A 21,754-nucleotide genomic window follows, 5' to 3' on the forward strand; every position below is an offset into this window, starting at 1 on the left:
CTGCGACCGTTCAGGGGAGGCTATGGTGCCATTGCCGGGCGTGAGGACGAAACCACGCGGCTGCGAGCGGCCAGTCGCAGTTCACGTCGCCGCGCCGGCGGCAGGGTGTCGGGCCAGAACAGCAGGCCCTGGCGAGGACGCGGACCGCGCCGCCACGACACCCGCACCAGCGGGCCGAGCCATTCCACGCGCAACGCCTCCACGGGCAGGCCGTCCACCCGCGCCGGCGCCCCGCCCCACGGCACGAGCAACTGCCGCGGCCCTTGTCGCGCCATGCCGCGCGCCAGGCGCAAGGCGTGCGCGGCGAGCAGTGCGCTGGCCAGCGGTAGCGCCTCCGCCGGCAAGGCGGACATGCCTAGCGAGAGCCAGGCACAGGCGACGAGCCCGGCCAGCGCAGGCGCGCACCAGCGCGAAGGCCGCCACTCAAGCCTGCAGGGTGCGAATCCGATCGATGAGGGCCGCCTGCGGCGCATCCGGGCACACCTCGTAGCCCATGAACCAGCGCCACAACTTATCGTCCTCGCGCTCCAGCAGCAGCCGGAAAACAGCACGTTCTTCTTCCGGCGCGGTGGCCCAGCGCTGGTCCAGGTAGCGGTCGAACAGCCGGTCCAGTTCGCGCATGCCGCGGCGGCAGCGCCAGCGCAGCTTCTTCAGTTCGGTGGCTTCATCCATCGCGCGGACTTCCTCGGTGGGGCGCAGGCCCCGGAAACGAACGCGGCACCAGGCCGAGGCCGGTGCCGCGCGCAAGGCCACCTCGCGGTGGCCGGCCAGGCGTGCCCGATCAGGCGCGGCGGGCCATCATCAGCTTCTTGATCTCGGCGATCGCCAGCGCGGGGTTCAGGCCCTTCGGGCAAGTCCGCGCGCAGTTCATGATGGTGTGGCAGCGGTAGAGCTTGAACGGATCTTCCAGGTCGTCCAGGCGCGCACCGGTGTCCTCGTCACGCGAGTCGATGATCCAGCGGTAGGCCTGCAGCAGGATCGCCGGGCCCAGATAGCGCTCGCCGTTCCACCAGTAGCTCGGGCAGCTGGTCGAGCAGCACGCGCACAGGATGCATTCGTACAGGCCGTCCAGCTTCTTGCGGTCCTCCGGCGACTGCAGCCGCTCGCGGTCCGGCGGCGGCGGCGTCTGGGTACGGATCCACGGCTTGATCGAGGCGTACTGCGCGTAGAAGTGGGTCAGGTCCGGCACCAGGTCCTTGACCACGTTCATGTGCGGCAGCGGGTAGATCGGCACCTCGGCCTTGCCGCACGCGCTGATCGCCTTGGTGCAGGCCAGCGTGTTGGTGCCGTCGATGTTCATCGCGCACGAACCGCAGATGCCTTCGCGGCAGGAACGGCGGAAGGTCAGCGTCGGGTCGATCTCGTTCTTGATCTTGATCAGCGCGTCCAGGACCATCGGGCCGCACTTGTCGAGATCGATCTCGTAGGTGTCGGTGCGCGGGTTGGCGCTGTCGTCGGGGTTCCAGCGATAGATCTTGAACGTGCGCACATTCTTCGCGCCCGTGGCCGGGAAATGCTTTCCCTTGCCGATCTTGGAATTCTTGGGGAGGGTGAACTCTGCCATGGCTTTGAATCCGGGATAGGGGATTGGGGATTGAGCGCGCGCCGGTCGCCGGTGATGCAGCGACCGTCGCGGGCCCCTTCCCGGCTAGGTCAGTAGACGCGCGGCTTCGGCGGCACCACGTCCACGTCCTGGGAGAGCGTGTACATGTGCACCGGGCGATAGTCGAAGCTGCACTTGCCCTTGTCGTCGACCGAGACCAGCGTGTGCTTCTGCCAGTTGACGTCGTCGCGGTCCGGATAGTCCTCGTGCGCGTGCGCGCCGCGGCTTTCCTTGCGCTGTTCGGCCGAGTTGATCGTCGCCACCGCGTTGAGCAGCAGGTTGTTCAACTCGTAGGTCTCGATCAGGTCCGAGTTCCACACCAGCGAGCGGTCCGAGACCTTGACGTCCTCGAACATCCCGAAGATCTCGTCCATCTTCTGGCAGCCTTCGGCCAGCGTCTTGCTGGTGCGGAAGACCGCCGCGTCGGACTGCATCGTGCGCTGCATCTTGTCGCGGATCACCGCCGTGGGCGTGGAGCCGTTGGCGTTGCGCAACTTGTCCAGCAGGCCCAGCGCCTTGTCGCAGGCGTCGGAGGCCAGCGGCTTGTGCGGCTGGTTGGTCTTGATCGTCTCCGCGCAGCGGTTGCTGACCGCGCGGCCGAACACCACCAGGTCGAGCAGCGAGTTGGAGCCCAGGCGGTTGGCGCCGTGCACCGACACGCAGGCCGCTTCGCCGATGGCGTACAGGCCCGGCACGACCGTATCGGGGTTGTCGCCGACCTTGCGCACCACTTCGCCGTGGTAGTTGGTCGGGATGCCGCCCATGTTGTAGTGCACGGTGGGGATGACCGGGATCGGCTCCTTGGTCACGTCCACGCCGGCGAAGATGTGGGCGCTCTCGGCGATGCCCGGCAGCTTCTCGTTGATCACTTCCGGGCCCAGGTGGGTCAGGTCGAGCAGGATATGGTCCTTGTGCTCGCCGACGCCGCGGCCTTCGCGGATCTCGATGGTCATCGAACGGCTGACCACGTCGCGCGAGGCCAGGTCCTTGTAGTGCGGGGCGTAGCGCTCCATGAAGCGCTCGCCATTGCTGTTGCGCAGGATGCCGCCTTCGCCGCGCACGCCCTCGGTGATCAGGCAGCCCGCGCCGTAGATGCCGGTCGGGTGGAACTGCACGAATTCCATGTCCTGCATCGGCAGGCCGGCGCGCATCACCATGCCGCCGCCGTCGCCGGTGCAGGTGTGGGCGGAGGTGGCGCTGAAGTAGGAGCGGCCATAGCCGCCGGTGGCCAGCACCACGCCGTGGGCGCGGAACAGGTGCAGCGAACCTTCCGCCATATCCAGGGCGAGCACGCCGCGGCACACGCCTTCTTCGTCGAAGATCAGGTCCAGCGCGAAGTACTCGATCATGAAGCGCGCGTTGTGCGCCAGCGACTGCTGGTACAGCGTGTGCAGCATGGCGTGGCCGGTGCGGTCGGCCGCCGCGCAGGTGCGCTGGGCCGGCGGGCCTTCGCCGAACTTGGTGGTCATGCCGCCGAACGGGCGCTGGTAGATTTTGCCTTCCTCGGTACGCGAGAACGGCACGCCGTAGTGCTCCAGCTCGATGATGGCCGGAATCGCCTCGCGGCACATGTATTCGATCGCGTCCTGGTCACCCAGCCAGTCCGACCCCTTGATGGTGTCGTAGAAGTGGTAGCGCCAGTCGTCCTCGCCCATGTTGCCCAGCGCGGCGGAGATGCCGCCCTGCGCGGCCACGGTGTGCGAGCGGGTCGGGAAGACCTTGGTCAGGCAGACGGTCTGCAGGCCCTTCTGGGCCAGGCCGAAGGTCGCGCGCAGGCCGGCGCCACCGGCGCCGACCACGACCATGTCGTACTTGTGTTCGGTGATCTTGTAGGCGGACATCTTGTATCAGTTCCCCAGCGCGATGCGCGCGACCGCGAAAATGCTGACGATTGCACCCAGGACGGCGATGAACTTCACCGATACCTGCAGCGCCAGGGCCAGGAGCGAGTTGTGGACGTAGTCTTCCAGGATGACCTGCAGGCCGATCTGCGCGTGCCAGAACATCGCCACCAGGAAGCCGACCAGCAGCACGGCGTTCCAGGGCTTGGCGATCGCCGCGGTGGCGGCGACGTAGTCGGCGCCGAGCAGGCTCAGCACGAAGGCCACGAACCACAGGCCCAGCAGGATCAGCGCGGTGGCGGTCAGGCGCTGGTGGACGAAGTGCTCGGTGCCGGTCTTGGCGGCGCCCAGGCCGCGGACATTCTTGAGCGGGGTGCGGAAACGGTTCACGCGACACCTCCGGTGGTCAGCACGTAGGCCCAGATCAACGCGGTGATCACCAGGCTGCCGATGACCGACAGCCAGCTGTTGCGCACGAAGGCGGGAATGGAGAACCCGTGGCCGAAGTCCTGCACGATGTGGCGGATGCCGTTGCACAGGTGGTAGGCGAAGCACCACGACCAGCCGAACAGGAAGATCTGGCCGTACCAGGCGCCAGCGATCTGGCGGAAGCAGTTCCAGTGCTGCGGGCCCATCATCAGCGCCAGCAATGCGGCGGCGATGATCAAGGCTCCGACGGACAGCACGATGCCGGTGGCTCGATGCAGGATCGAGGTGGCCATCTGGATCTGCCAGCGATACACCTGAAGGTGCGGTGACAGGGGACGTTCTGGGGTCGCCATTCGCTGACTCTATTACTCGGCTGGGCGGCACGGCGGCCGCGTTGGCTGCACGCTGCTCAAAAATCGATGCAGCGACCGTTTTTCTCCCAATCGCCGTAACGCACCGGATCCAGTCCGCCGCGACCACCGATCTCCGCCGGCACGGTTTCCTGCGCAGAAGGTTCTGCCGGAAGCACCGCGTCTTCGGGTTCGGATTCGGGATGGGGGGTTGTTTGGCCTATCATCGTGGGTCTCGCAACGCACAAATTTTATGCCTCGCCCCCGTGCATGACAACCTTCACATTCCGCAAGCGGCTTTCGGCGCACTGACCGGACACGCCGTGATCGCGCTCGAAGGCCCCGATTCGGTGGCTTTCGCGCAGGCCCAGTTCGCCAATGACGTCGGCGCGCTGCCGGTCGGGCAATGGCAATGGAGCGCCTGGCTCAACCCCAAGGGCCGGGTCATTGCCCTCTTCATGCTGTGCCGCCCCGCCGAACACACGCTGTGGCTGGTGCTGGCCGATGGCCGTGCCGACACCCTGGCGGCGCAGCTGCAACGCTTCGTTTTCCGCCGCAAGGTCAAGGTGGCGGTGCGCGCCGACCTGCACGCCGGCGGCCGCTTCGACACGCCGGCACGGGCGCACGGCAACGTGATCGACAGCGACGGCGATGCGAACGATTTCGATCTGGGCACGACAGCGCTGCCACGCACGCTGCGGCTGTCGCCTCATCCTTTCGTCGAACAGCCCGGCCTGGTGGCCCGATGGCGCGAGGCCGACCTGCGCCTGGGGCTGCCGCGCCTGGACGAGGGCGCCGTCGAGCAGTGGACGCCGCAGCAGATCGGCCTGGACCGGCTGGCCGCCTACAGCGTCAAGAAGGGCTGCTATCCCGGCCAGGAAATCGTGGCCCGCACCCATTTCCTGGGCAAGACCAAGCGCGTGGCACAGCTGGTGGAGGTACCGCCGGGCACGCAGGCCGGCGCGGAGCTGCGCGACGGCGCCCAGGTGGCCGGTACGCTGGCCAGCGTGGCCGGTGCGTTGGCGCTGGCCGTGCTTCCCATCGAAAGCGAAGGGCTGGCCTTGCAGCTCGGCGATGCGCCGGTGCAACGCCAGCCCCTGCTGGAAGGCCTGGCCCGCTAGGCGGGCCGGCCCGCGGGCTCACAACCTCAGTTCGGTCTGCGGGTCGAAGAAATGCAGGTGCGCGCCATGCAGCGCCACTTTCAACGTCTCGCCTATCGCGGGCAATGGCTGCGGCGGCACGCGCATCACCAGCATCTGCTCGCCGAGCGCGAGGTTGACGAAGATCTCGTTGCCGACCGGCTCGATGCCCTCGATGCGCGCCTCGAACGCCACCCCATCGCCCTCGCCCGCCGGACGCAGGTGTTCCGGCCGGATGCCGACCAGCACCTCGGTGCCCTGCCGCTGCGCCGGCGCCGGCGTGCCCGACAACGGCACCTGCCGCCCGTCGGCCATGCGCAGGCCGCCCTCCTCCAACGTGCCGCGCAGCACGTTCATCGCCGGGCTGCCGAGGAAGCCGGCCACGAACAGGTTGGCCGGGCGCTCGTACAGCGCCATCGGCGTGTCGATCTGCTGGATCACCCCGGCGTTGAGCACCACGATGCGCTGGCCCAGCGTCATCGCCTCGACCTGGTCGTGGGTGACGTAAACCATGGTGGTCCCCAGCTTGCGATGCAGCTGCGCGATCTCGGTGCGCACGCTGTGGCGCAGCTTGGCGTCCAGGTTGGAAAGCGGCTCGTCGAGCAGGAACACGGCCGATTCGCGCACCATCGCCCGGCCCAGCGCTACGCGCTGGCGCTGGCCGCCGGACATCGCCTTGGGCAGCTTGTCGAGCATGTCCGACAGCCCGAGCAATTGCGCCGCGTTGCGCACGCGTTCGTCGATCACCGCCTGCGGGTGGCCGCGCAGCTTCAGCCCGAAGGCCAGGTTCTCGCGCACGGTCATGTGCGGGTAAAGCGCATAGCTCTGGAACACCATGGCGATGTCGCGGTCCTTCGGCGCCACGTCGTTCACCACCCGGTCGCCGATGCGCAGCGTGCCGCTGGTGATGTCCTCCAGGCCGGCGATCATGCGCAGCAGGGTCGACTTGCCGCAGCCCGAGGGCCCCACCAGCACCATCAGCTCGCCGTCGGCGACCTCGAACGTGGCGCCCTGCACCGCGACCTGTCCGTTGTCGTAAACCTTGCGGACGTTCTCCAACTGCACTTTCGCCATTCGCTAGCCTCTTTGGATGTCGTGCCTCACGGCGCGCCATACGCGCCGGCCTCGAATGGTCGCCGATGAAACTGCTCGCAATCGAATGCATTCGTTTTATTCTGACATGTAAGCGTTTTCATCTGGCAACATCGGTACCGGGAGGAGCAAGACAATGTCGCAGGAAAACCGTTCGCCCGCGTATGGAGTACGCGGCGTGCATGCCATTCGCCATCTTGCCCCTGCCATGTCGTCGGGGGGCCTAACGGTGCGCCGATATAACTGCAACAATCGGGGACTTGGGTGAAGCCCTCGCCTTCGATGCTGAATGCGCACGACAGCGCTGCCAGCGCGAACGCAGCGGTCCCCGCCGCGCGCCGGACATTGCCTCCCGCAAAACCCCTGAAACCCAGGATCCACGCCATTGACAACGATGTCAGCAGAAACTGAAACTCGGCCAATGCACAACACCCTTTTCCTGTTCGGCGCGACCGGCGACCTGGCGCAGCGCTACCTCTTCCCCTCCCTGCTGCGGCTGTCCATCGACGGCCTGCTGCCGGAGGATTTCCAGGTGCGCGCGCTGGCGCTCTCGCCGCACGACACGGAGAAGTTCCGCGACATCCTGCGCCCGCGGTTGGAGCAGGCGCTGCCGCATGCCGGCGCCGCCGACATCGACAACCTGCTGCAGCGCATCGACTACCGCTCGGTGGACCTGCGCGACGCCGAATCGGTCGCCAACGCCGTGCGCGACCTGGCCTCGCGCAAATGCGTCAGCTACCTGGCCATCCCGCCGGGCCTGTACATCAGCACCTGCCAGGGCCTGGCGCTGGGCGGCGCGCTGGCCGCGCCGAACCGGCTGATGCTGGAAAAGCCGATCGGCCACGATTCGGTGAGCGCCGAGGAGATTCTGCGCTCCATCGGCGCGCTGATCGACGAAGACCGCGTGTTCCGCCTGGACCACTACCTGGGCAAGGCGGCGGTGCAGAACCTGATCGCGCTGCGCTTCGGCAACACGCTGCTGGAAGCGGTGTGGAACCGCAACTACATCGAGTCGGTGCAGATTCTGGTGGCCGAGAGCGAGGGCGTGGACGGGCGCGATGCCTACTACGCGCGTTCCGGCGCGCTGCGCGACATGGTGCAGAGCCACATCCTGCAGCTGTTGTGCCTGGTGGCGATGGAGCCGCCGGCCTCGCTGGAATCGGACCGCATCCGCGACGAGAAGGTGAAGGTGCTGCGCGCACTGCGCCCGCTCAAGGCCGAACACGCCGCGCGCGACAGCGTGCGCGGGCGCTACACCGCCGGCACGATCAACGGCCAGCCGGCGCAGGCCTACCAGCCGCCGGAAGGCAGCGACGTGGAAACCTTCGTCGGCGTCACCGCGCACATCGACAACTGGCGCTGGGAAGGCGTGCCGTTCCACCTGTGCACCGGCAAGCGCATGCCCGAGCGCACCACGCGCGTGGTGGTCACGCTCAAGCCGGTCACCCACTGGCTGTTCGAACGCCCGGACCGCCAGCACGCCACGCCGAACCGGCTCACGTTCCAGCTGCAGCCGCAGGAGAACATCGAGCTGGGGCTGATGAGCTCGCTGGCCGGCCCGGAATGGGGCGCGCTGGAGCTGCAGCCGCTGGAGCTGGAGCTGTCGGTGCCCACCGGCCTGCATCGCCGCATCGCCTACGAGCGCCTGTTCCTGGATGCGTTCAACGGCAACCACGCGCTGTTCGTGCGCGATGACGAAGTGCGCGCGGCCTGGGCCTGGATCGACAGCGTCAGCGACGCCTGGAAGGCGGCGGAGCTGCCGCTGCAGCCCTACCCCGCCGGCACCTGGGGGCCGACCTCGGCCACCACCTTCCTGCCGCCGGGCATCGACCAGGAGGCGCAGGCATGAGCGCGACGCTGCAACCGGTGCTGGTCGCCGACATCGGCGGCACCAATGCGCGCTTCGCCCTGGCCGACCTGGAATCCTCCATGCCGCTGCTGGAAGACAGCGTGCGCGAGTTCGCCGTCGTCGACTTCGCCTCGCTCGGCGAGGCGGCCCAGCATTACCTGGACCAGATCGGCGCCACGGCGCGCCAAGGCGTGTTCGCCGTGGCCGGCCGCGTCGATGGCGACGAGGCGCGCATCACCAACCATCCGTGGGTGATCTCGCGCTCGCGCACCGCCGCCATGCTCGGCTTCGACGAGCTGTACCTGATCAACGACTTCGCCGCGCAGGCGATGGCGATCAGCCTGCTGCGCCCGCAGGACGTGGTGCAGGTGGGCGGCGCTAGCTGGGAGCCTTCGGACATCCGCCAGCCGCGCAACTACGGCGTGATCGGCCCGGGCACCGGGCTGGGCGTGGGCGGGCTGATCGTGCGCGACGGCCGCTGCTATCCGCTGGAGACCGAAGGCGGCCACGTCAGCTTCCCGCCGGGCACGCCGGAGGAAATCCGCATCCTGGAGATCCTCTCCCAGCAGTTCGGCCGCGTCTCCAACGAACGCCTGATCTGCGGCCCCGGCCTGGTCAACATCCACCGCGCGCTCAGCGAGATCGCCGGGGCCGACCCCGGCCCGCTGAAGCCTTCGGACATCACCGCGCGCGCCGCCGCCGGCGATGCCCGCGCCGCGCGCTCGGTGGACCTGTTCTGCGCCATCTTCGGCGCCATCGCCGGCGACATGGTGCTGATGCAGGGTGCCTGGGACGGCGTGTTCCTGACCGGCGGGTTGGTGCCGCGCATGCTCGATTCGCTGCAGCATTCCGGCTTCCGCCAGCGCTTCGAGAACAAGGGCCGCTTCTCGGCGATCATGTCGCGCGTGCCCTCGCTGGCGGTCATGCACCCGCACGCCGGCCTGCTCGGCTCGGCCGCCTACGCGGTCGATGTGGAGCGCAACCGGGGGAGCCGCGCATGAGCCCGGCACGCGACCGCATCTCGCTGATCCGCCACGACGACGCCGACGCCTGGGTGGCCGGCATCGCCGAGGAAATGGCCAGCATCCTGGGCCATGAGATCGGCAAGCGAGGGCATGCCCGCATGCTGCTGTCCGGCGGCACCACCCCGGCGCCGGTGTACGAAGCGCTGGCGCTGCAGGCGCTGGAATGGAACAGGATCGAAGTGGGCCTGGTGGACGAGCGCTGGCTCTCGCCGCAGGACCCGGACAGCAACGCCTACCTGGTGCGCCACAGCCTGCTCGATCGTGCCGAAGGCGCGCAGTTCGTGCCGCTGGTGCGGCAGGGCAAGTCGCTGGCCGACTGCGTGCACGACGCCAACCTGCACGCCACCCACGCCGCGCCGCCGTGCCTGGCGGTGCTGGGCATGGGCGGCGATGGCCACACCGCCTCGCTGTTCCCCGGCTCGATCGACCTGCCCAAGGCGCTGGCCAGCCAGCAGCCCTACGCGGCGCTCGACGCCACCGGCTGCCCGGGCGCAAACACCTGGCCGCTGCGCATCACCCTCACGCCCGCCGGCCTGGCGCAGTGCGAAACCCGCCTGCTGCTGCGCGGCAAGCAGAAGCTGGAGATGCTCGAGGCCGCGCTGGCCGGCGAGGATCCCACCGAATACCCCATCCGCGTCGCGATCCAGCAACCTGGTGCGCACCTGCGGGTCCACTGGTGCGCATGACGCGTGCTCCGCGGACGGTGGCATGCCGCCACCGTCCTTCACGTCCCGCCGCACGCCGCATCGGCGCCCGCGTGGCCTTCTCATAGCCGAACGAGCCAATGAGCCTGCATCCGAACATCCAAGCCGTCACCGAACGCATCCGCATGCGCAGCGCCGCCTCGCGCGCGGCCTACCTGGCCGGCATCGACGCCGCCCTGCGCGACGGGCCGTTCCGCAGCCGCCTGAGTTGCGGCAATCTCGCCCATGGCTTCGCCGCGTGCGGGCCGACCGACAAGGACCGCCTGCGCGGCGCGATCACCCCGAACCTGGGCATCATCACCGCCTACAACGACATGCTCTCGGCCCACCAGCCGTTCGAGCACTACCCGGAACTGATCCGCGAAACCGCGCGTTCGCTCGGCGCCACCGCGCAGGTCGCCGGCGGCGTGCCGGCGATGTGCGACGGCGTCACCCAGGGCCGCGCGGGCATGGAGCTGTCGCTGTTCTCGCGCGACGTCATCGCCCAGGCCGCCGCGATCGGCCTGAGCCACGACATGTTCGACACCACCGTGTACCTCGGCGTGTGCGACAAGATCGTGCCAGGCCTGCTGATCGGCGCGCTCGCCTTCGGCCACCTGCCGGCCGTGTTCCTGCCGGCCGGCCCGATGACCCCGGGCATCCCGAACAAGCAGAAGGCCGAGGTGCGCGAGCGCTACGCCGCCGGCGAGGCCACCCGCGCCGAGCTGCTGGAAGCCGAAGCCGCCTCGTACCACGCGCCGGGCACCTGCACCTTCTACGGCACGGCGAACTCCAACCAGGTGCTGCTGGAGGCGATGGGCGTGCAGTTGCCCGGCGCCTCCTTCATCAACCCGGGCACGCCGCTGCGCGATGCGCTGACCCGCCACGCCGCCGAACGCGCGCTGGCGATCACCGCGCTGGGCGACGACTTCCGCCCGTTTGGCCGGCTGATCGACGAACGCGCGATCGTCAACGCGATCGTCGCGCTGATGGCCACCGGCGGGTCCACCAACCACACGATCCACTGGATCGCCGTGGCGCGCGCGGCCGGCCTCGTGCTGACCTGGGACGACATGGACCTGATCTCGCAGACCGTGCCGCTGCTGGCGCGCGTCTATCCCAACGGCGAGGCGGACGTGAACCGCTTCCATGCCGCCGGCGGCACCGCCTTCGTGTTCCGCGAGCTGATGGACGCCGGGCTGATGCACGACGACCTGCCGACGATCGTCGAAGGCGGCATGCGCGCCTTTGCGCAGGAGCCCCGCCTGCAGGACGGCAAGGTGTTCTTCGTGCCGGGCGCGGCGGCCAGCGCCGACGAGGAAGTGGCGCGCCCGGTCGCCCAGGCGTTCGAATCGCAAGGTGGCCTGCGCCTGCTGCGCGGCAATATCGGCCGCTCGCTGATCAAGCTCTCGGCGGTCAAGCCGCAGTACCGTCGCATCGAAGCGCCGGCGGTGGTGGTCGATGCGCCGCAGGTGTTGAACAAGCTGCACGCCGCCGGTGCGCTGCCGCAGGATTTCGTGGCGGTGGTGCGCTACCAGGGCCCGCGCGCGAACGGCATGCCCGAGCTGCACTCGCTGGCGCCGCTGCTGGGCCTGTTGCAGAACCAGGGCCGGCGCGTGGCGCTGGTGACCGACGGCCGCCTGTCCGGCGCGTCGGGCAAGTTCCCGGCGGCGATCCACGTCACGCCGGAAGCCGCGCGCGGCGGTCCGATCGCGCGCATCCGCGAGGGCGATGTCATCGTGCTCGATGGCGAAGCCGGAACGCTGGAGGTGAAGGTTTCGGCGGCCGAGTGGGCTTCGCGCGAGCTGGCGCCCAACACGGCGCCGGCTGGCCACGACATCGGCCGCAACCTGTTCGCGATCAACCGCCAGGTCGTCGGCCCCGCCGACCAGGGCGCGATCTCGATCGGCTGTGGCCCGATGGCGGCGGACGGCACCATCTGGGAATACGACGCCGAGTACGAGCTGGGCGGTGAGCCGGCCGCCGCGGCCGCACCGCACGAATCCAAGGACGCGTGAGCGCCCTGCCCCACTTTCGCAAGGATTGACCACACCATGACGATCGCCGATCTCCAGAACCGCGCCGAGTCCCTGCTGCTGCAGGCCGGCATTCTCCCGGTCATCACCGTCGACAGCCTGGACCAGGCGCGCGCGGTCACCGACGCGCTGCTGGAAGGCGGCCTGCCGGCGATCGAACTGACCCTGCGCACGCCGGTGGCGATGGAAGCGCTGGCGACGCTGAAGCGCGAGCGTCCCGAGTTGGTGGTCGGCGCGGGCACCGTGCTCAGCGAGCTGCAGATGTTGCAGTCGATCGATGCCGGCGCCGATTTCCTGGTGACGCCGGGCACGCCGCCGGCGCTGGCCGACCTGCTCGCGGACGCGCCAATCCCGGTGGTGCCGGGCGCGGCCACGCCGACCGAATTCCTGTCGCTGATGGGCCGCGGTTTCCGCGTCTGCAAGCTGTTCCCCGCTTCGGCGGTGGGCGGCCTGCACATGTTGAAGGGCCTGGCGGGCCCGCTGGCGGAGCTCAAGTTGTGCCCGACCGGCGGCATCAGCGAGGACACGGCGGGCCAATACCTGTCGCAGCCGAACGTGCTGTGCATCGGTGGCTCGTGGATGGTGCCCAAGGACTGGCTGGCCAAGGGCGAGTGGCACAAGGTGCGCGACAGCGCGGCGGCCGCGGCGAAGATCGTGGCGCAGGTGCGCGCTGGCTGAGGTCTTCCCGGGCTTGGGTGATTTCAAGGAATGCCGCGCCTAGCGCGGCATTTTTTTTTGGGCAGTTCCCGCGTGGGTCTCCAGGCGGCTTCACTACCTCCCCGCCAGGAGCAGCGCCCGCAAACCGCTCAAGGCGACCGGGAAAGCGGCCGCTTTGTCGCAGGCTGTACCGCTTCGTCGGCCTCGGCCTAACATGGAAGCGTCGACAGGAGCCCCTGATGCATTCGCCCCACGAACCTCATCACCCCACGGGCCCTTCCCATGCTGGCGGCCACGGCGGTGGCGACCCTGGCGCGTCGCTGCGCGATCCCGTGTGCGGCATGCGCGTCACGACGGAATCGAAGCATCGCGTCGCACATGAGGGCCAGGCTTATTACTTCTGCAGCGCCGGATGCGCGGCCAAGTTCCAGGCGGCGCCCGCGCGTTATCTGCACCGCGATGGCCACGCCGATGGACATGCCGCTGCGATGCCGACGCCGCCCGCGCCGGCCGGCACGATCTACACCTGCCCCATGCATCCGGAGATCCGGCAGGACCATCCAGGCACCTGTCCCAAGTGCGGCATGGCGCTGGAGCCGGAAATGCCGAGCCTGGAGGAGGACGACAACCCCGAGCTGCGCGATTTCTCGCGCCGTTTCTGGTGGACGCTGCCGCTGTCGCTGGTGGTGATGTTGCTGGCCATGTTCGGCCATCGCCTGCACCTGATGGACATGGCGACGCAGAGCTGGGTCGAACTGTTGCTGACGCTGCCGGTGGTGCTGTGGGCCGGTGCGCCTTTCTTCCAGCGCGGCTGGCAATCAGTGGTCCACCGCAGCCCCAACATGTGGACGCTCATCAGCCTGGGGACCGGGGCGGCGTTCGTCTACAGCGTGGTAGCCACGGTGGCCCCCGGCGTATTCCCCGCCTCCTTCGTGTCGATGGGCCGGGTGAACGTGTACTTCGAAGCGGCGGCGGTGATCATCTCGCTCACGCTGCTTGGCCAGTTGCTCGAACTGCGCGCGCGGGCGCAGACCTCGGCGGCCATCCGCGCACTGCTCGGGCTGGCGCCGAAGACCGCGCGGCGTGTGCGCGAAGACGGCCAGGAGGAAGACGTGCCGCTGGCCGGCGTCCGGGTCGGCGACCGCCTGCGGGTGCGGCCCGGCGAGAAGATCCCCACCGATGGCCGCGTGCTGGAAGGCCAGAGCGCGGTGGACGAGTCCATGCTCACCGGCGAACCGGTGCCGCTGACCAAACGTCCCGGTGATGCGCTGATCGGCGCCACGCTCAATACCAGCGGCGCGCTGTTGATGCGCAGCGAGCGCGTCGGCGCGGACACGGTGCTCTCGCAGATCGTACAGATGGTGGCGCAGGCGCAGCGCTCGCGCGCGCCGATGCAGCGCATGGCCGATGGCGTGGCCGGCGTATTCGTACTGGCGGTGGCCGCCGCGGCGCTGCTGACATTCCTCGCATGGGGCCTGTTCGGTCCATCGCAGGGCTGGGTATTCGGCCTGGTCAACGCGGTGGCGGTACTGATCATCGCCTGCCCTTGCGCATTGGGGTTGGCGACGCCGATGTCCATCATGGTGGCGACCGGTCGCGGCGCCACGCTGGGCATCCTGTTTCGCGATGCGGCGGCCATCGAGAACCTGCGCCGCGTCGATACGCTGCTCGTCGACAAGACCGGCACGCTCACCGAGGGCCGCCCGGCGTTCGAGCGCGTGGTACCGGCCACGGGCTTCGATGCCGAGACCGTGCTGCGGCTCGCCGCCAGCCTCGACCAAGGCAGCGAGCATCCGCTGGCCGCGGCCATCGTCGCGCAGGCACGCGCGCAGGGGCTGGGCCTGTCGAGGGTCGAAGACTTCGAATCCGCTTCCGGCATCGGCGTACGCGGCCGCGTGGAAGGCCACGCGCTGGCACTGGGCAATGGGGTGCTGATGGCGCAGGTGGGCGTGGACGTGGCGCCGTTGTCGGAACAAGCGGAAGCGTTGCGCGGACAAGGCGCCAGCGTGATGCACCTGGCCGTGGACGGCGCGCTCGCCGGACTGCTGGCGGTGGCCGACCCCATCAAGCCCAGCACGCCCGAGGCGCTGGCTACGTTGCATGCCGCCGGCCTGCGCGTGGTGATGGCCACCGGCGACGGCCAGACCACCGCGCGTGCGGTGGCCGCGCGGTTGGGCATCGACGAGGTGCACGGCGAAGTGAAGCCGCAGGACAAGCTCGCGTTGGTCGAACGCTTGCAGCGCGAAGGCCACGTGGTGGCGATGGCCGGCGACGGCATCAACGACGCGCCGGCCCTGGCCCGCGCCGACGTCGGCATCGCGATGGGCACCGGCACGGATGTGGCGATGAACAGCGCGCAGGTCACGCTGGTGAAGGGCGACCTGCGCGGCATCGCGGTGGCGCGCGGCCTGTCGCAGGCCACCGTGGCGAACATGCGGCAGAACCTGGGCTTCGCGCTGGTCTACAACGGCCTGGGCGTGCCGCTGGCCGCCGGCGTGTTGTATCCGCTGACCGGCTGGCTGCTGTCGCCGATGTTCGCGGCGTTGGCGATGAGCCTGAGTTCGGCCTCGGCGGTGGGCAATGCGCTGCGGCTGCGGCACCAGCGCTTGCCAGGGGCGTAACGCGCGCGGCCGCCCTGCACCCGGTTTGGATTGGCCGACTCAGTGTAGGAGCGGCTTCAGCCGCGACCCTGCAACCTCGCGGTCGCGGCTGAAGCCGCTCCTACAAAAAATACAGCGGCGTCCCCGCAACGCAGCGCGCCCTCAATCCCGCTTGCGCTCCGCGCGCCGCACCGACGACGGCACGTCGATCTCCACGTGCGCCGGCACCGCATGGAGGCGCAGCTCGCCGTTCTCCCACACCGCCGGCTCGCCATTGACCTTCGCATCGCCCGGCTTTCCGCTGTACGGCCATGCCAGCACCAGGCCACCGGCCGGCGGGGTGATGCCGGCGGGCACGTCAAGCACCAGCTGGCGGTCGCTGCGCTGCAATCGATAACCCAGGCGGCCATGCGGCGTGCGCAGGTCGCCGATCGACACGCCCTGCCCTTCGAACCAGCGCGTGGGCAGCCCGGCGGCCAGCACGATGCTGTCATCCACCTCGCGCCCGTAGGCGAACATGTCCAGCACCGAACGCACGAAATCCGACGCCACCCAGGCATGCGGCAGGTCGCCGACGAAGAACGGCTTGCGCGGCGTATGCGAGACCACCTCGGCCCACTGGTTCCAGGGCTGCGGCGCGCGGTCCTTGAAGAAGAACGACACCGCATCCCACGCGCGGTCGCGCCAGCCCAGGCGCACGAAGGCGGCGACATTGCGCCACTCGTAGGGCGTGTAGTCCTTCCACGGGCGGCTGCCGTCGCGGCGCTGCACGAACTCGTTCCAGTAGCGCTGGAAGGTGTTGTCCAGCAGGTCGGCCGGCAGCCGGCCCTGCTCGCCGCCCGGCGCCAGCGCGATGGTGGTCGAGGTGGCATCGAAATCGCCCAGCTCGGCCGAGCCCGGCAGGAAGTCGATGCCATGCTGGCGCACGGCCGCCTGCAACGAGGCGGCCAGGTCGCCGCGGAACTCGTCGCGCGCGCCGGCCATCAGCGGCAGTTCGTCGGCCTTGCCGAGCGTGCCGGCGATCTCCGCCGCGTCCTTATAGCCGCGCAGCGCCCAGAAGTTGTCCCAGTACGAGTGCATCGGCTTGGCCGAATAGCCCTCGTGGCTGATCGACACCGGCATCATGCCGTAGAAGGCCGGGTTGCGCATGAAGTTCTCTTCGGTGCGCTCGCTGGCGCGCAGCTGCTCCATGTAGTTGAACGCGCCCAGCACGTGCGGCCACATCTCGTCCAGGAAGGCGCGATCGCCGGTGTAGCGGTAGTACTCGGCGATGTTGTAGATCAGCTCGCCGTGGCTGTCGTTCTCCGGCACCGGGTCGCTGCCGCGGTCGTCCACGCAGCACGGCACCATGCCGTTCTCGAACTGGAACGGGGCGAACCACGCCACGTAATCGCGCACCACGTCCTCGCGGCCCAGGCGCAGCAGCCCTTCGGAGATCATCGCGCCGTCGCGGATCCAGCTGCGCGCATAGGAGCGCGTGCCCGGCTGCAGGCGCGGGCCGTTGCGCGAGATCAGCATGTGCGCCAGCGCCGTGCGCAGCGTATCCACCACCGGCTTGCCCTCGCCCGGCACCTCGAAGCGCACGCGGTCCAGGCGGTCGCGCCAGCCCTGCGCCACCTGCTGCTGCGCGCGCTCGGCATCGAAACCGGCAGGCAGCGCGGCCGCGCCAGTCTGCGGCACCACCACCGCCACCTCGCGCATCTCGCCCGGTGCCAGGTGCCAGCGATACACCAGCGCGCCGGAGGCCAGGCCGGTGTCGTCCTTGACCTGGCGCGTCTGCGGCAGCTGCGCCCTGGACAACTGCTTGACCGCCATGCCGCTGTCGAACGCGGTGACGAACGCGGCATCCGGCGCCTGGGCGGCAAAGACGCGCGGCTTGCCGTTCACGCTTACCTGCCCGCCGTCCACCGCCATCTGCTCGATGCGGCTGATGCCGCCGACGGTATTGAGGAACTGCGTCGGCGGGTTGACCTGGAACGGGCGCACCGCCAGTGCCAGGCTGAAGTCGCGCGCCTCCTTGCCGGTGTTGCGCAGCTGGTAGCGCGCCACCAGTTGCGACTGCGCCGGCGTGCCCTGCACGAAGGCGGTCACGCGCAGGTCGAGCTGGTCGTGGTGCCACTGCACGCTGGGAATCGGCAGGTAGTCGTCCTGCAGGCTCTGCTCGGCGCTCACATCGGCCCAGCTCACCCACTTGCCGCCGCTGAGCACGAACGGCTCCAGGCTGAAGCCGCCCTTGCCGACCTCCACCGCGCCGTCCTCGCCGATCAACCCTTGCTCGGTGCCGCCATCCAGGCCGATCAACGTCCAGTACGGCTGCTCGCCGCTGTACGCACGCGGGAACGCGCCGCGCGGCGAGAGCGCGGCCACCGAGGCGATGAAGTCGTTCGGCGTAGCCGCCCACGCCAGCGGCTTGAGGGTGATCTCGCGGATGCCGTAGCGCCAGTTGGGGCCGTTCTTCAGGTCGAACCGCAGGTAGCGCGCTTCGGTGTCGGGCAGCGCGAGGAAGTCGGTGCCGCCGGCGCCGGCCACCACACTGCGCAGCGGCTTCCAGCTGCGGCCGTCGATGGAGCCGCGCACGTCGTATTGCGAGGCTTCCAGCCCGGGAATCCAGTCGACGATGGCGCCGCCGAACTCGCGCACCTTGCCCAGGTCCAGCGTCACGGTCTGGGTTTTCACCCCGCCGCTGAGCCAGAACGTGTCCGTCTTGCCGTCGGCGATGCGCTGTTCGAGCGCCGGCGCGGTGTCGGCGATGGCGCTGGCGTGCAGCGGCGAGTTGTCCGGCGGCGGCAGCGCGGTGAGCGCCAGGCGGTCCAGGCATACCGTGCCCTTGCCGCCGACCTTGTTGTAGATGGTGAACTCGATGCTCGCGCTGCGCTTGAGCGTCGGGTCGAGCTCCGGACCCCAGGCCTTGCTGATCTGGCGCTTGCGCCACGTCTGCGGCGTCCAGTTCTTCGGGAAGGCGAAGCCGGGCTGGTTGACCCACCACACGTTGTCGCCGCTGGCATCGATCAGCTTGAACTGCAGGTCGTTGGCCGGCGAATCGCCCCGCAGGTTGAAACTGAACTGGTAGTTGTCCGGATACTGGATCGGCAGCTCGCGGCGGATGCCGACATAGCCGGACACCCCGTTGAAGTTGTAGTCCAGGCACAGCGCCTTGCCGCCGCCAGGCACGCTCACCGGCCGCAGCGAACCGCTCACCTGGTTGGAGACCACCAGCTTCCACGGCGCGATGTCGTCGAAATCGTCGAGCACCTTGGCGTCCTGCGCACTGGCGTGCAGCGACAGGCCGGCGCACAGCGCCAGCAACATGCGGATCGGAAAGCGGTGCTTGATCGAAGCCATGGGGTCTCTGGAACGTTGGAACAAAGTGGAAACAGCGTGCGGCCGCCGCGCCGGCGCCACGCGCGGCGCAACCGGCGGCCGGCTGCCCGGCCGCGCGAGGATTCAGCCCTTCACGCTACCCAGCAACAAGCCCTGGATGTAGTAGCGCTGCAGGGCCAGGAACAGCAGCAGCACCGGGATCACCGTGATCACCGCGCCGGCCATCATCAATTCCACGTCCATGATGTGCTCGCGCGACAGCGAGGCCAGCGCCACCGGCAGCGTGTAGTGCTCCTGGTCGGTCAGCACGATCAGCGGCCACATGAAGTCGTTCCAGGCGCCCATGAAGGTGAAGATGGTCAGCGTCACCAGCACCGGCTTGAGCATCGGCAGCACGATCTGGAAGAAGATGCGCAGCTCGCTGGCACCGTCGATGCGCGCGGCCTCCAGCAATTCGTCAGGAATGCTGCGCGCGTACTGCCGCACCAAGAAGATGCCGAACACCGTGGCCAGCGCCGGCAGGATCACCCCGCCGAAGCTGTTGACCAGGTGCAACTGCTTCATCAGCAGGAACAGCGGCAGCATCGCCACCTGCGCCGGGATCACCAGCGCGGCCAGCAGGATCTGGAAGATCCGCTCGCGGCCCACGAAGCGCAGCTTGGCGAAGGCGTAGCCCGCCAGCGTGTTGACCAGCAACGAGCCCAGCGTGATCGCCAGCGAGACGCCCAGCGAGTTGGCAAAGTGACTGGCCATGCCGGTACGTTCGAACAGCTCGTGGTAGTTGGCGGTCGTCCACCGGGACGGCAGCAACGGCGGCGGGAACGTACTGGCCTCACCCGTGGGCATGAACGACACCGAGGCCATCCACAGCAGCGGGCCCAGCGCGATCAGCGCCAGCAGCAGCAACCCGCCGTTGACCAGCACGGCGTTCCAGCGCGATTGACCGATTTCCCGGCTCATACCAGATCCTTCTTGCGGCCGAAGCGCAACATCACCGTGGTCACCGCCAGGATGATCAGGAACAACAGGAACGCCACGGCCGACGCGCGGCCGAGGTTCCACCACTTGAAGCCTTCCTCGAACATGAAATACAGCACGCTGACCGTGCTCTGCAGCGGGTCGCCGCGCGTCATCACGTAGGGCTCGGCGAACAACTGGAAGTAGCCGGACACCGTGATCACCCCCACCACCATCAGCACCGGGCCGAGCATCGGCAAGGTGATGTGCAGGAACTGCTTCCACTTCGAGGCGCCGTCGATGCGCGCGGCCTCGTACAAATCCTGCGGGATGCCCTGCAGGCCGGCCAGGAAGATCACCATGTTGTAGCCGAAGTTCTTCCACACGGCGAACAGCATGATGGTCGGCATCGCCCAGCGCGGGTCACCGAGGAAATCGACCGGCGAGATGCCCAGCTGCCCGAGACCCCAGTTCACCAGGCCGTACTTGACGTGGAACAGGTAGCGCCAGATCACCGCCACCGCGACCAGCGTGGTCACCACCGGGGCGAACAGCGCGGTGCGGAACAGCGCGCGCAAGCGCGCGGCCGGGGCGTTGAGCAGCATGGCCGCGCCCAGCGAGACGGCGATGGACATCGGCACGCCGAGCAGCACGAAGTACGTGGTGTTCCACAACGACTTCCAGAACAGCGGCGTCTGCAGCAGGTCCACGTAGTTGCCCAGGCCGACGAAGCGCAGGTGGCTGCTGTCGGCCAGCGCGTAGAGGTCGAAGTCGGTGAGGCTGAGCACCAGCGCGGCCAGCACCGGCACGCCGAAGAACATGCCCAGCACCAGCAGCGCGGGCGCGGTGAAGACCCAACCGGCGAGCGAAGGCCGCTTCATGGCGCGGCCTGCGCCGGCGTGGCGGCCTGGGGATGCTGCTGCGCCCAGATCCAGCGCCGCTTGGCGAGAATGTCATCCACGCGCTTGTCCAGCTCCTGCACCGCGTTCTCCTGGCTCTCGCCGCCGCGCACCACCCGTTCGGTCACCAGCCGCATCTCCTGCACGATGCGCTCCCACTCCAGCACCTTGGGCGTGGCCTTGACGCGTTCGAGCTGGTCCCCGAACGCGCGCGCCAGCGGGTCCTGCTGGAGCGAGGGATACTGCCAGGTGCTGCGACGCGGCGGCAGGTCGCCGATGATGGCGTGGAAGCGTGCCTGCTGCTGCGGGCGCGAGAGGAATTCGATCAATTTCCACGCCGCATCCTTGTGCTGGGACTGGCGCAGGATCACCAGGCTGGCGCCGCCGGCGATGCCCGCGCCCGGGCCGTTCGGGCCGGGCAGCGGCATGGTGCCCCACTTGCCCTCCATGCCCGGCGGCTGGCGCAGGCGGAATTCGCGCACGTTCCAGGGCCCGGACAGATAGAAGGCGAACGAGCCGTTGAAGAACTCGTACCAGACGTTGGAGATCTGGGTTTCGGACACCTTCTGCGCCCAGCCCTGTTCGTACATGTTGGCGTAGAACGCCAGCGCCTTGCGGAAACCGGGGCTGCGGAAGTTGCCGTAGTTGTCGTGGTCGCGCAGCAGCGGGTCGTCCTGCTGCAGCGCGAAGGACAGCTGCTGCTCGAATTCGTTGAGCGGCATCATGATGGCGTAGCGCTGCGGGCCGACGTGCCGCTTCACCGCGGCCAATGCCTGCTCGAACTCGGCCCAGGTCTGCGGGGTGCGGGTCACCCCGGATTCGGCCAGCAGGTCCTTGCGGTAGAACAGCAAGCGCGTATCGACGTACCAGGGCACGCCATACAGCGTGCCGTCGACGATATTGGTGTCCCACACGCCGGGGAAGTAGTCCGCCGGGTCCACCACGTTCGAGCGATCGATGTACCGTTGCAGCGGCTCGAGCGCATCGAGCATGGCGAACTCGGGCAGCCAGGTGTTGCCCAGCTGGCACACGTCCGGCAAGCCATCGGCGGCGAAGGCGGTCAGCAGCTTTTCGTGCGCGGCGGTCATCGGGATGTTCTGCACATCCACGTGGATGCCGGGGTTCTCCTTCTCGAAGTCGGCCACCAGTTCGGTGACCACCTCCGCCTCGCGGCCCATTGCCCAGAAGCGCACGGTCTCGCCTTGCGGCGCGCGCGCGCAGCCGCCCAGGCCGGCGGCCAGCAGCAGCGCCGCGAGGACGTGTCGGCTCATGC

The 21,754-nt window shown here is 68.9% G+C and carries 19 protein-coding genes; 7 read left to right on the plus strand and 12 right to left on the minus strand.

The genetic code is table 11. The features are described 5' to 3' along the window. Window positions 1-20 precede the first annotated feature (20 nt). The 7 genes from P6166_RS03285 to P6166_RS03315 form a co-directional block, all read right to left on the minus strand. Window positions 21-473: a hypothetical protein gene (locus tag P6166_RS03285; RefSeq protein ID WP_345781847.1), complete on the minus strand. Its 453-nt coding sequence runs from the start codon at window positions 471-473 to the stop codon at window positions 21-23. Then, complete coding sequence (locus tag P6166_RS03290) at window positions 424-672, minus strand: succinate dehydrogenase assembly factor 2 (protein ID WP_277763100.1); 249 nt, start codon at window positions 670-672, stop codon at window positions 424-426. The genes P6166_RS03285 and P6166_RS03290 overlap by 50 nt, the downstream gene beginning before the upstream one ends. Window positions 673-781: 109 nt before the next feature. Beyond that, on the minus strand, window positions 782-1,564 hold the full coding sequence (locus P6166_RS03295; RefSeq protein WP_130318378.1) for a succinate dehydrogenase iron-sulfur subunit: 783 nt from the start codon (window positions 1,562-1,564) through the stop codon (window positions 782-784). A gap of 89 nt (window positions 1,565-1,653) precedes the next feature. Beyond that, entirely contained in the window at window positions 1,654-3,444 is a 1,791-nt protein-coding gene (gene sdhA / locus P6166_RS03300) for a succinate dehydrogenase flavoprotein subunit (RefSeq protein ID WP_277763101.1), read from the minus strand. A 6-nt stretch (window positions 3,445-3,450) separates the two neighbouring features. Next, complete coding sequence (gene sdhD / locus P6166_RS03305; RefSeq protein ID WP_277763102.1) at window positions 3,451-3,834, minus strand: succinate dehydrogenase, hydrophobic membrane anchor protein; 384 nt, start codon at window positions 3,832-3,834, stop codon at window positions 3,451-3,453. Next, window positions 3,831-4,226: a succinate dehydrogenase, cytochrome b556 subunit gene (sdhC, locus tag P6166_RS03310; protein WP_277763103.1), complete on the minus strand. Its 396-nt coding sequence runs from the start codon at window positions 4,224-4,226 to the stop codon at window positions 3,831-3,833. Before sdhC ends, sdhD begins: the two co-directional genes overlap by 4 nt. 56 nt (window positions 4,227-4,282) lie before the next feature. After that, window positions 4,283-4,450 carry a DUF1674 domain-containing protein gene (locus P6166_RS03315; RefSeq protein WP_277763104.1) on the minus strand — a complete coding sequence of 56 codons (168 nt, stop codon included), beginning with the start codon at window positions 4,448-4,450 and terminating at the stop codon, window positions 4,283-4,285. Between the two features lie 39 nt (window positions 4,451-4,489). Between P6166_RS03315 and P6166_RS03320 the strand changes: the two genes are divergently transcribed. Next, window positions 4,490-5,344: a folate-binding protein gene (locus tag P6166_RS03320; protein ID WP_277763105.1), complete on the plus strand. Its 855-nt coding sequence runs from the start codon at window positions 4,490-4,492 to the stop codon at window positions 5,342-5,344. Window positions 5,345-5,362: 18 nt separating this feature from the next. Here the strand turns inward: P6166_RS03320 and ugpC are convergent, their stop codons facing one another. Continuing rightward, window positions 5,363-6,436 (minus strand): sn-glycerol-3-phosphate ABC transporter ATP-binding protein UgpC, encoded by a 1,074-nt coding sequence (gene ugpC / locus P6166_RS03325; protein ID WP_277763106.1) that lies wholly within the window; start codon window positions 6,434-6,436, stop codon window positions 5,363-5,365. 439 nt (window positions 6,437-6,875) lie between these two features. Between ugpC and zwf the strand changes: the two genes are divergently transcribed. From zwf to P6166_RS03355, 6 genes are all read left to right on the plus strand, one after another. Further along, complete coding sequence (zwf, locus tag P6166_RS03330) at window positions 6,876-8,303, plus strand: glucose-6-phosphate dehydrogenase (protein ID WP_345781848.1); 1,428 nt, start codon at window positions 6,876-6,878, stop codon at window positions 8,301-8,303. Further along, window positions 8,300-9,304 carry a glucokinase gene (gene glk, locus P6166_RS03335; RefSeq protein ID WP_130318370.1) on the plus strand — a complete coding sequence of 335 codons (1,005 nt, stop codon included), beginning with the start codon at window positions 8,300-8,302 and terminating at the stop codon, window positions 9,302-9,304. The genes zwf and glk overlap by 4 nt, the downstream gene beginning before the upstream one ends. Beyond that, complete coding sequence (gene pgl / locus P6166_RS03340) at window positions 9,301-10,014, plus strand: 6-phosphogluconolactonase (RefSeq protein ID WP_277763108.1); 714 nt, start codon at window positions 9,301-9,303, stop codon at window positions 10,012-10,014. Before glk ends, pgl begins: the two co-directional genes overlap by 4 nt. A 98-nt stretch (window positions 10,015-10,112) precedes the next feature. Beyond that, window positions 10,113-12,029 carry a phosphogluconate dehydratase gene (gene edd / locus P6166_RS03345; RefSeq protein ID WP_277763109.1) on the plus strand — a complete coding sequence of 639 codons (1,917 nt, stop codon included), beginning with the start codon at window positions 10,113-10,115 and terminating at the stop codon, window positions 12,027-12,029. A gap of 36 nt (window positions 12,030-12,065) precedes the next feature. After that, window positions 12,066-12,725 carry a bifunctional 4-hydroxy-2-oxoglutarate aldolase/2-dehydro-3-deoxy-phosphogluconate aldolase gene (locus P6166_RS03350; RefSeq protein ID WP_277763110.1) on the plus strand — a complete coding sequence of 220 codons (660 nt, stop codon included), beginning with the start codon at window positions 12,066-12,068 and terminating at the stop codon, window positions 12,723-12,725. A 218-nt stretch (window positions 12,726-12,943) separates the two neighbouring features. Then, window positions 12,944-15,325, plus strand: a complete 2,382-nt coding sequence (locus P6166_RS03355; RefSeq protein WP_277763111.1) for a heavy metal translocating P-type ATPase — start codon at window positions 12,944-12,946, stop codon at window positions 15,323-15,325. A 141-nt stretch (window positions 15,326-15,466) separates the two neighbouring features. On the opposite strand, the gene P6166_RS03360 is transcribed toward P6166_RS03355, so the two are convergent. The 4 genes from P6166_RS03360 to P6166_RS03375 form a co-directional block, all read right to left on the minus strand. Beyond that, the gene (locus P6166_RS03360) at window positions 15,467-18,613 is read right to left on the minus strand and encodes a discoidin domain-containing protein (protein WP_277763143.1); all 3,147 of its coding nucleotides are present in this window, start codon (window positions 18,611-18,613) and stop codon (window positions 15,467-15,469) included. 135 nt (window positions 18,614-18,748) lie between these two features. Next, window positions 18,749-19,585: a carbohydrate ABC transporter permease gene (locus P6166_RS03365; RefSeq protein ID WP_277763112.1), complete on the minus strand. Its 837-nt coding sequence runs from the start codon at window positions 19,583-19,585 to the stop codon at window positions 18,749-18,751. After that, the gene (locus tag P6166_RS03370) at window positions 19,582-20,463 is read right to left on the minus strand and encodes a sugar ABC transporter permease (RefSeq protein ID WP_277763113.1); all 882 of its coding nucleotides are present in this window, start codon (window positions 20,461-20,463) and stop codon (window positions 19,582-19,584) included. Before P6166_RS03370 ends, P6166_RS03365 begins: the two co-directional genes overlap by 4 nt. Beyond that, complete coding sequence (locus tag P6166_RS03375; RefSeq protein WP_277763114.1) at window positions 20,460-21,752, minus strand: sugar ABC transporter substrate-binding protein; 1,293 nt, start codon at window positions 21,750-21,752, stop codon at window positions 20,460-20,462. Before P6166_RS03375 ends, P6166_RS03370 begins: the two co-directional genes overlap by 4 nt. Between the last annotated feature and the right edge of the window lie 2 nt (window positions 21,753-21,754).

Source organism: Stenotrophomonas sp. HITSZ_GD, from assembly GCF_029543105.1.
GTDB lineage: Bacteria > Pseudomonadota > Gammaproteobacteria > Xanthomonadales > Xanthomonadaceae > Stenotrophomonas_A.